The 8983-nt window shown below is 70.3% G+C and carries 11 protein-coding genes; 1 reads left to right on the top strand and 10 read right to left on the bottom strand.

The window, feature by feature from the left end:
• Together miaA and G6021_RS09180 are read right to left on the bottom strand one after the other, a co-directional pair.
• A partial coding sequence (gene miaA / locus G6021_RS09185; protein WP_182615985.1) for a tRNA (adenosine(37)-N6)-dimethylallyltransferase MiaA occupies positions 1-814 on the bottom strand: 814 nt, incomplete at its 3' end.
• Positions 811-1509 (bottom strand): hypothetical protein, encoded by a 699-nt coding sequence (locus G6021_RS09180; RefSeq protein WP_182641120.1) that lies wholly within the window; start codon positions 1507-1509, stop codon positions 811-813. The genes G6021_RS09180 and miaA, both read right to left, overlap by 4 nt.
• Positions 1510-1702: 193 nt before the next feature.
• On the opposite strand from G6021_RS09180, the gene G6021_RS09175 reads away from it, so the two are divergent.
• Positions 1703-3088: a DUF349 domain-containing protein gene (locus tag G6021_RS09175; RefSeq protein WP_182638794.1), complete on the top strand. Its 1386-nt coding sequence runs from the start codon at positions 1703-1705 to the stop codon at positions 3086-3088.
• A gap of 75 nt (positions 3089-3163) precedes the next feature.
• Here G6021_RS09175 and G6021_RS09170 read toward each other — a convergent pair whose 3' ends face one another.
• The 8 genes from G6021_RS09170 to G6021_RS09135 form a co-directional block, all read right to left on the bottom strand.
• The gene (locus tag G6021_RS09170) at positions 3164-3739 is read right to left on the bottom strand and encodes a hypothetical protein (protein ID WP_179525415.1); all 576 of its coding nucleotides are present in this window, start codon (positions 3737-3739) and stop codon (positions 3164-3166) included.
• Complete coding sequence (gene miaB / locus G6021_RS09165; protein WP_182641123.1) at positions 3727-5295, bottom strand: tRNA (N6-isopentenyl adenosine(37)-C2)-methylthiotransferase MiaB; 1569 nt, start codon at positions 5293-5295, stop codon at positions 3727-3729. Before miaB ends, G6021_RS09170 begins: the two co-directional genes overlap by 13 nt.
• Before the next feature lie 26 nt (positions 5296-5321).
• Positions 5322-5930, bottom strand: coding sequence for a regulatory protein RecX (locus tag G6021_RS09160; RefSeq protein ID WP_182641119.1), 609 nt, complete (start codon positions 5928-5930; stop codon positions 5322-5324).
• Entirely contained in the window at positions 5930-7036 is a 1107-nt protein-coding gene (gene recA / locus G6021_RS09155; protein WP_179525417.1) for a recombinase RecA, read from the bottom strand. The genes G6021_RS09160 and recA overlap by 1 nt, the downstream gene beginning before the upstream one ends.
• Before the next feature lie 222 nt (positions 7037-7258).
• Positions 7259-7453, bottom strand: coding sequence for a DUF3046 domain-containing protein (locus G6021_RS09150; protein WP_179525418.1), 195 nt, complete (start codon positions 7451-7453; stop codon positions 7259-7261).
• A 68-nt stretch (positions 7454-7521) separates the two neighbouring features.
• Positions 7522-8349 carry a PspA/IM30 family protein gene (locus tag G6021_RS09145; RefSeq protein WP_179525419.1) on the bottom strand — a complete coding sequence of 276 codons (828 nt, stop codon included), beginning with the start codon at positions 8347-8349 and terminating at the stop codon, positions 7522-7524.
• A gap of 97 nt (positions 8350-8446) precedes the next feature.
• Positions 8447-8779, bottom strand: a complete 333-nt coding sequence (locus G6021_RS09140) for a helix-turn-helix transcriptional regulator (protein ID WP_179526252.1) — start codon at positions 8777-8779, stop codon at positions 8447-8449.
• 16 nt (positions 8780-8795) lie between these two features.
• Positions 8796-8983: CinA family protein (locus G6021_RS09135; RefSeq protein ID WP_182641118.1), on the bottom strand; the 188-nt coding region annotated here is incomplete at its 5' end.

Raw genomic sequence — 8983 nt, 5'->3', positions numbered from 1 at the left:
GGCGGGTGCCGATCACCGTGCGCTCCCGGGCGCGGGCCACCCCCTCGTCGTCGATCCCCAGCTCGTCGTCCATCTCGTCGAGAACCTGCGCGTACCCGATGGCCCGCCGGGCCGTCACGCCCTCGAGCAGTCCGAGCCCGACGAGCCCACGCACCTCGTCGATCAGCCCGTCGGCGAACATGCGCCCGGTACGGGCGTCCAGCCGGTCATCGAGCTCGGGAAGCGCGCACCGTAGGCCGAGCAGCCGCGTGCCCCACCGAGGTGCGCCGATGGTCGGTCTCGAGGCGGAGAACGGCTGACCGGTCAGCTCCACCACCTCCAGTGCCCGAACAGTCCGGCGGGGATCGGTCGGCAGGATGGTCCGAGCGGCCTCGGGGTCCGCGCGGGCGAGCTCGGCGTGCAACGCCCGGACCCCGATCTCCTCGAGGCGCCGTTCGTAGCGCGCCCGGACCGCGGGATCCGTGTCGGGGATGGACCAGCCGTCGACCAGGGCCTGGATGTACATCATCGATCCTCCGCACAGGATCGGCACGTTCCCGCGCTCCCGGATCTCCGCGATCTCGCGCTCGGCCTCGCGACGGAAGTCGGCGACGCTCGCGGTCTCGGTCACCTCGAGGACGTCGAGCCTGTGATGCGGGATGCCACGTCGGAGGGACGGCGGGAGCTTCGCGGTACCGATGTCCATGCCGCGGTACTGCTGCATGGCGTCACAATTGACCACCTCCCCGCCCAGCCGCTGCGCCAGATCGAGGGCGAGGTCGGACTTCCCGGTGCCGGTCGGGCCCACCACCGCGACCGGTGCGGGGCCGCTCACCCGTGACCCCCCTGACCCGGGGAATCCGACGACGACGAGAGATCCCAGCGAGCGCAGTGATACCCCACGCCGAACGGCGCCCGGGAGACCGACTCCACCGCAGACCTCTCCCCGACCAGCCCGGCCAGCCCGAGCCACGCGGGCCGGCTCCACCACCCCACGGCCTCCGCCACCGCGTCACCGGGATCGGGCAGCGGGCCACCGCGCCGCAGCCACTCGGTGAGATCCGAGTCGAGGGCGACACCACGCGGGTCCTCGGGCACGGGTGCCCGGGGGGTGAGGGAGGCGGGACCGTCCCCCACGACGACCACGAGGGTGTCGCGCCCGGGGGGCCGAGAGACCCGTCCACCGCCGGTGACGCCCGCGAACGACCGGGGCTGGTCGATCCCGGCGCGGTCGAGCAGCCACCATGCGATCAGGGCCGCGTCGGGGACATCGTCGTACTCGGCTTCCACCGCCTCGGAACGCCCGACCCGGACCGCCGCCCCCCACCTCGACAGCGAGGAACGGACGTCACCCATCGTCCGCCCCTCGGGGTCCGAGCCGAGCACGAGCACCCTCTCGAGGCCGGATGAGGCCGTCCTGAGCAGATCCAGCGCGGCGTCGACCTGGCCGGCGGTCTCCGCGGCCGCCTCTCCGGACAGTTCGGGCACCAGAACCGGTGCGCCGGGTACCAGGACGACAGGGGTGTTCACACGGAGCACCTTACTGACCTCCGCAGGAGCGCCGCCCCGGGACTCTGTCGGACTCGCTGGGGATACCCCGGCGCCCGGGCGGCGGTTGGTACACACTAGGGAGATGCCGACCCCTCACCGGGACAGCGAGGCGACGACCGGTGGGATTCCGGCGATGGTGCCGTGTCACGCGGCAGAACGAAACGAGGACCAGATGAGCGACCAGTCACCGACCACCCCCGGGGAGGCGAACCCCGGAACGTCCGCACCGACCCCCACTCCGACCCCGGGCCCGCGTCCCGGTGCGCCGTCCCCCGCAGCACTGGCCCGGAAGGTGGCACCGCGAGCGGTGGCGGCCCCCGAGTCGCGCATCGTCCGGGCGTCGGACCCGTCCGAATGGGGTCGGGTCGACGACTCCGGCGCCGTGTTCGTCAGGACCTCCGAGGGCGAACGCCAGGTCGGCTCCTGGCAGGCGGGTGCACCCGAGGAAGGTCTGGCCCACTTCGGCCTCCGGTACGACGACCTGGTCGCGGAGGTCTCACTCCTCGAGGCGCGACTCGACTCGCACCCACAGGACGCGCGGAAGACCCGGGCCTCCGCCGAGGCCCTCGCCGAGCAGCTCCCCTCCGCTGCGGCCGTGGGAGATCTCGACGCCCTCGCGACCCGACTCGCCACCGTGGTCGAGCGCTCCGGCGCTGTCGAGGTCGAGGCGCGCCAACGCAAGGACGAGGAGCGCGCCACCGCGATCGCCCGCAAGGAGGCGCTGGCCGTCGAGGCGGAGGAGATCGGTGAGTCGTCCACCCAGTGGAAGGCCGCCGGCGATCGCCTCAGGGAGATCCTCGACGAGTGGAAGACCATTCGCGGCATCGACCGCAAGACCGACGACGCACTGTGGAAGCGCTTCTCCAAGGCCCGCGAGGCGTTCAACCGGCGCCGTGGTTCCCACTTCGCGGAACTCGACCGCACCCGCGCCTCCGTCAAGCGCGTCAAGGAGGAGCTGGTCGAACGAGCCGAAGCCATCTCGGCCTCGACCGACTGGAACGACACGGCCACCGCGTTCAGGCGCCTCATGGACGAGTGGAAAGCCGCGGGCCGCGCTCCCCGCGAGGCCGACGACGCCCTGTGGAAGCGCTTCAAGGCGGCCCAGGACACGTTCTTCGACGCCCGCCACGCCGCGGCCGCCGAGCGTGACGCGGAGTTCGAGGGCAATGCGGACGCCAAGGAGGCGCTGCTCACCGAGTTCTCGGCCCGGATCGACCCGGACAAGGGCCTCGACGCGGCCCGTGCCGCGCTACGGGAGCTACAGACCCGCTGGGAGGAGATCGGCAAGGTCCCGCGGGAGAGGATGGGGCAGCTCGAGGGACGGATCCGCGCCCTGGAGAAGTCCGTCTCCGACGCGGCCGACGCCGAATGGCGGCGTACCGACCCCGAGGCCAAGGCCCGCGCCGCCCAGTTCTGGGTGCGGGTGGACGATTTCGAGGCACAGGCCGCGAAGGCCGACGCGGCGGGCAAGTCGAAGGACGCCGAGAAGGCCCGCGCGCAGGCCATGCAGTGGAAGGAATGGGCCGAGGCCGCCGAGAACGCGGTCGACACCCGCTGATCACGCCGACAGGGCCCCACCGACACGGTGGGGCCCTGCTGCACGGGGTGGGTCCGACGGGTGCGGCGACCCGGTTCAGTCGCGGTGGCGGACGGAGTCCTCGAGCTCGCGCTGTTCGGGGGTGCGCGCCCACAGCACGCCGGCCAGGGTCATCACCAGCAGCAGCACCAGGATCACGCTGACGTACAAGCCGATCCCGGGGGCGCCGAAGTCCTGGAAGTCGGGGTTCGGTCCCCGTCCGGACTGGCGCAGCCAGATCGCCAGCATCCCGTACACCGTGGCCACGCAACTGGCGCCCCAGGCGATCCCCGCCGCCCACCACTTCTGGGTGATGATCATGACGGCGCCGAACAGGATGGCGCCGGCCGAGTAGAGCAGGACGAACACGTGGGAGGGCAGCGAGGTCTGTTGGTCCCGGGCCGCCTCGGTGAAGAAGAGCACGTCCAGTCCACGCACCCCGTCGCTGTGGGGAAGCGCGAGAGCGGCGGCGAGCAACACGATCAGCAACGCCGACGCCAGATAGGCCCTGCCGATGACGAGGGTGTGGCCCAACATCCTGTCCCTGCGTCGGAACTCCGAATCCACGGTCCTGCTGGATTCCATGATCCCCTGGATGGGGTCCGGGCGGTCAGCGGTGTTCACGTGAGGCATCCCTTCTGGGTGGTGTCGGAGGCGAGGGCATCACGTCGCAGCGTGGGCAGTCCGAGCCCCACGCCAATCGGGGGGGTCTCCGGCTTCTCACCGGCCTCGTGCCGGTCACCCGCCCTGGTGGCCCGACAGGTCAGCACGCCGTCGTCGGCGAGCAGATGGTGCGGGGCGGCCGAGCTGATCCGGGTGGTGACCACGTCGCCGGGTCGGATCCGCCCGGCGTGCTCCCCCACCGGGGCGAAGTGCACCAGACGGCCGTCCCGGGCCCTGCCGGTCATCCGGGCGGTGGCGGCGTCCTTCCGGCCCTGGTCGGCGGTGACGAGCAGCTCGACCTCGCGACCGACCTGCTTCCGGTTCTCCTCGAGGGTGATCCGCTCCTGCAGGTCGATCAGCCTCTCGTAGCGCTCCTGCACGACGGACTTGGGTACCTGGTCGGTCATCGTCGCCGCCGGAGTCCCCGGTCGCGGTGAGTACTGGAAAGTGAACGCGCTCGTGAACCGCGCCTTCTCCACGACGTCGAGGGTGGCCTGGAAGTCCTCCTCGGTCTCCCCGGGGAATCCGACGATGATGTCCGTGGTGATGGCCGCGTGCGGCATCGCGGCCCGCACCCTGTCCAGGATGCCCAGAAAGCGCTCCGACCGGTACGAACGGCGCATCGCGCGCAGGACACGGTCCGAGCCGGACTGCAGGGGCATGTGAAGCTGCGGGCACACGGCGGGGGTGTCGGCCATCGCCTCGATCACGTCGTCGGTGAACTCCGCGGGATGTGGTGAGGTGAACCGGATCCGCTCGATGCCCTCGACCCGACCGGCGGCGCGCAGCAACTTCGCGAAGGCGCCCCTGTCGGATGGTTCGGCGGGATCGTGGAACGACCGCCCGTAGGCGTTGACGTTCTGTCCGAGCAGGGTGACCTCCAGGACACCCTCATCCGCCAGTGCCTTCATCTCGGCGAGGACCTCACCGGGTCTCCGGTCCACCTCCTTGCCGCGGAGGGACGGGACGATGCAGAACGTGCAGGTGTTGTTGCAGCCGACGGAGACCGAGACCCAGCCGGCGTAGGCGGACTCCCGGGTGGCGGGAAGGGTCGAGGGGAAGTGCTGGAGCGAGTCGGCGATCTCCACCTCGGCCCGCTCGTTGTGCCGGGAGCGCTGGAGCAGGGTGGGCAGATGCCCGAGATTGTGGGTACCGAAGACGACGTCGACCCACGGGGCCCGTGAGACCACGACGTCCTTGTCCTTCTGTGCCAGGCATCCGCCGACCGCGATCTGCAGTCGGGGATTGGCGTCCTTCCACGGCCGCAGGTGGCCGAGCGTGCCGTACAGGCGGTTGTCCGCGTTCTCGCGGACCGCGCACGTGTTGAACACCACGAGGTCCGGAAGATCGCCCCGGGCGGGATCGGCCTCCCCCTCGAACGGCACGTACCCGGCCGCGTCGAGCACGCCCGAGAGCCGCTCGGAGTCATGGACGTTCATCTGGCACCCGAAGGTCCGCACCTGGTACGTGCGCCCCTCGACGCGCTCGACACCGGTGTCTCCGGCCGTCGCCTGCAGGTCGGTCACGAGAGAATCCACGCAGGCCAGGGTACTCAGGGCGACACCTGGGCCGCCAATTCGGCATCGACCACCGTCATCGCCAACCCCGTCGGATAGCCCCGGCGGGCGAGGAACGCCACCAGCCTGCGCCGTTCTCCCTGGAGATCCGCCCCGGGACCGGGGTCGACCGGGCTGCGGCTGAGCCGCGCGCGCACGAGGTCGGTGGCCTGCTGTCGGTCATCGGCCTCGTCGATGCCGGCCACCGCCCCCGCGATATGCACCTCGGCGACGCCCTTCTCGCGCAGCTCGCGTTCGAGTGCACCCCGCGACCGTCCGCGTCGACGCCGCCGACCCCTGACCCATTCCGAGGCGAAGTCCGCGTCATCGAGCAGACCCCAGGCGCGGACCCTGTCCAGGGCCTCGTCCACCGCATCCGGCGCATGCTCCTTACCCAGAAGCCGCTCCCGCAGTTCGTGTCGGCTCCGTGGCCGGTGGCGCAGAAGCCGGAGAGCCGCCGTCGCGGCCTCGTGGGCCTCGGGGGCCAACGGAGGCAGGTCCGAACTGCTTGACGGCCTGGCCTCCACCGCCGCGATCGCGGTGCGCAGGTCGTCCGCGTCGACACCCTGCCCCCGCTCGGCCGCACGCGGGTCCTGCACGCTCATCAGAACTCGACGGGCACCACGTCGATGGGCGCGTCCTCGTCGGACTCCGCCTCGATCTCCGCGATCTCCGCACCCGCCCCGATGTTGAGCTTGTCGAGGATCTTGCGCTCGATCTCGTCGCGGACCGAGGGGTTCTCCTTGAGGTACCGGCGGGCGTTCTCCTTGCCCTGACCCAACTGGTCCGCCCCGTAGGTGAACCAGGAACCCGACTTCTTGACGAAGCCGTTCTCCACGCCCATGTCGATGAGCGATCCCTCGCGACTGATGCCCTCGCCGTAGAGGATGTCGAACTCCGCGATCTTGAACGGCGGCGCGATCTTGTTCTTGACGACCTTGACCTTGGTGCGGTTACCCACCGCATCCGCGCCGTCCTTGAGGGTCTCGATCCGGCGCACGTCCAGGCGGACGGAGGCGTAGAACTTGAGCGCCTTACCGCCCGTGGTGGTCTCGGGCGAGCCGAACATCACCCCGATCTTCTCGCGCAGCTGGTTGATGAAGATCGCGGTGGTGTTGGTGTTGTGCAGCGCACCCGTCATCTTGCGGAGCGCCTGGCTCATCAGTCGCGCCTGCAAGCCCACGTGGCTGTCGCCCATCTCGCCCTCGATCTCCGCCCGCGGCACCAACGCCGCGACGGAGTCGACCACCAGGATGTCGATGGACCCCGACCTGACCAGCATGTCGGCGATCTCGAGCGCCTGCTCACCGGTGTCCGGCTGGGAGACGATGAGGTTGTCCGTGTCCACGCCGAGCTTGCGGGCGTACTCCGGATCCAACGCGTGCTCCGCGTCGATGAACGCGGCGATCCCGCCGGCGGCCTGCGCGTTGGCCACCGCGTGCAGCGCGACGGTCGTCTTGCCGGACGACTCCGGACCGTAGATCTCCACGACGCGGCCCCGTGGGAACCCGCCGATCCCGAGTGCCACGTCGAGGGACAGGGCACCGGACGGGATGACCTGGACCGGCGGCCGGGTGTCGTCCCCGAGCCGCATGACCGACCCCTTGCCGTAGGCCTTGTCGATCTGCGCGAGCGCCAACTCCAGCGCCTGTTCGCGGTTCTGGGCCACGCCCGTCCTGGTACCTGACTTGGCGGTGGTCTTGGGGGCCATGATGCTCTCCGTTCGTGCTCGACCTCCGGTGTCGTGCCGGACGGTCTGTGTGGTCTGCTCGCTCGCGGACGCTACGGGTCGGGTACGACAGATACGTCTTGCACGAGCCCGGCAACCCTTCACTGTGGAGGGATGTCGCCCTGTGGACGGGCCATCCCGTCATCACATGACCCGAGTGTAGACGAACGCGTGTTCGAGATCGAACGACACGCCGCCACGGGGTCAGCGTAATGAGTCGGGAACCTCGAACTCCGAACACAGCGCCAACCAGACCTGCTTGACGGAGGCACCGGCGTCGATGGCCTCGTCGGCGGTGCGCCCGTCGAACGCGGCCAGATGATGGGACCTCACGAGATGATCGGCCCGCAGGTCCCCGAAGGCCTCGACGGTCCGGGCCCTGAACTCGGTCAGTGTCACGTGTGCCCCTTCACCACGGACGAGGACGGGCCGCCGGATAGTTCACCGGCGGCCCGTCCTCGGACGACTCACTGCTGTTCGGTCTGCGCCTGCTGCTGAGGCGGGGTGGCGGACTGCGGCTGCCCCTGGGGGAGCTGGGACGCAGAGCCGGTCCCCTGTCCGAGCTGACCACCCTCGGCCTTCATCGACGCCCGGATCTGCTCGAGACGGCTGTGCCCGGCCATCTGGGTCGAGGCCTGCTCGACCTCGAGCATCCGGCCCTGAACCGAGTTCTGGGCGAGCTCCGCCGACCCGAGGGCGTTGGCGTACCGCCGCTCGATCTTGTCGCGGACCTGGTCGAGGTTCGGGGTGTTCCCGCCCGACGAGACCTCGGACATGGACTGCAGCGACGCGCTGACCTGCTCCTGCATCTTGGCCTGCTCCAGCTGGCTGAGCAGCTTGGTCCGTTCGGCCACCTTCTGCTGGAGCACCATCGCGTTCTGCTCCACGGCCTTCTTGGCCTGGGCCGCGGCCTGGAGCGACTGGTCGTGGAGTCCCTTGAGGTCCTCGACGTTCTGCTCGGCGGTGACCAGCTGAGCGGCGAAGGCCTCCGCGGCGTTCTCGTACTCGGTCGCCTTCTGGGTGTCGCCGTTCTGATGGGCCTGCTCGGACATCTGCAGTGCCTGCCGCGTGGAGCCCTGCAGCTTCTCGATGTCGGCGAGCTGGCGGTTGAGCTTCATCTCCAGCTGCCGCTGGTTGCCGATCACGGCGGCTGCCTGCTGGGACAGCTGCTGGTGCTGCCGCTGCGCGTCCGAGATGGCCTGCTGGATCTGGACCTTGGGGTCAGCATTCTCGTCGATCTTCGAATCGAACAACGCCATGAGGTAGCGCCATGCCTTGGTGAACGGATTGGCCATCGCTGCGTAGTGTCCTTCTGCCGATTCGGACGACTGGTCAGTACCACGGTACCGAACAAGGTCGGGGGGCGACCACCGGGCGTTGCCGGGGTGGGGCTCAGGCCGCGAGGACGGGCTCCGCGACGGTGCCCGGGAGCGAGACGGTACCCGGGGGCGAGACCTCGAGGGCCGCGCGGATGAGGATCTCGCCGAGCGAGACGTCGAGCGCACCCGAGATGGACGCGAGCAACTCGCTCGAGGCCTCCTTGCGACCACGTTCGATCTCGGAGAGGTACCCGGGACTCACCCGGGCGGCGTCGGCGACGTCCCGCAGGGTCCGCCCCGAATCGCCCCGCAGGCCGCGGAGGACCGTCCCGAGGGTCTCCCGCAGCAGCGGGGGCCCGCTCCGGTGGTCCGGTCGGGGCAGCGTGGTCATCTGGATGTTCGGCATCACGGGGTACAACGCCTCACGTCGCCGATTCGTTCCCGACCTCGTCGACGATCCCCACCAGCAGATCGAGGGCGGCGGCACAGGCCGCCCGACGGATCTCGGCTCGACCGCCGTCCAGGGAGAGCTCGGTCGACCGCGCCGCGACTCCCGGCACGCAGATCCCCACGTGAACGGTCCCCACGGCCCTCCCCTCCTGGCGGTCGG

The sequence above is a fragment of the Dietzia sp. CW19 genome (genome assembly GCF_014145265.1).
Taxonomy (GTDB): domain Bacteria; phylum Actinomycetota; class Actinomycetes; order Mycobacteriales; family Mycobacteriaceae; genus Dietzia; species Dietzia natronolimnaea.
Note: the sequence above shows the minus strand (reverse complement) of the source record. Positions and strands in the feature narration are given on the sequence as shown.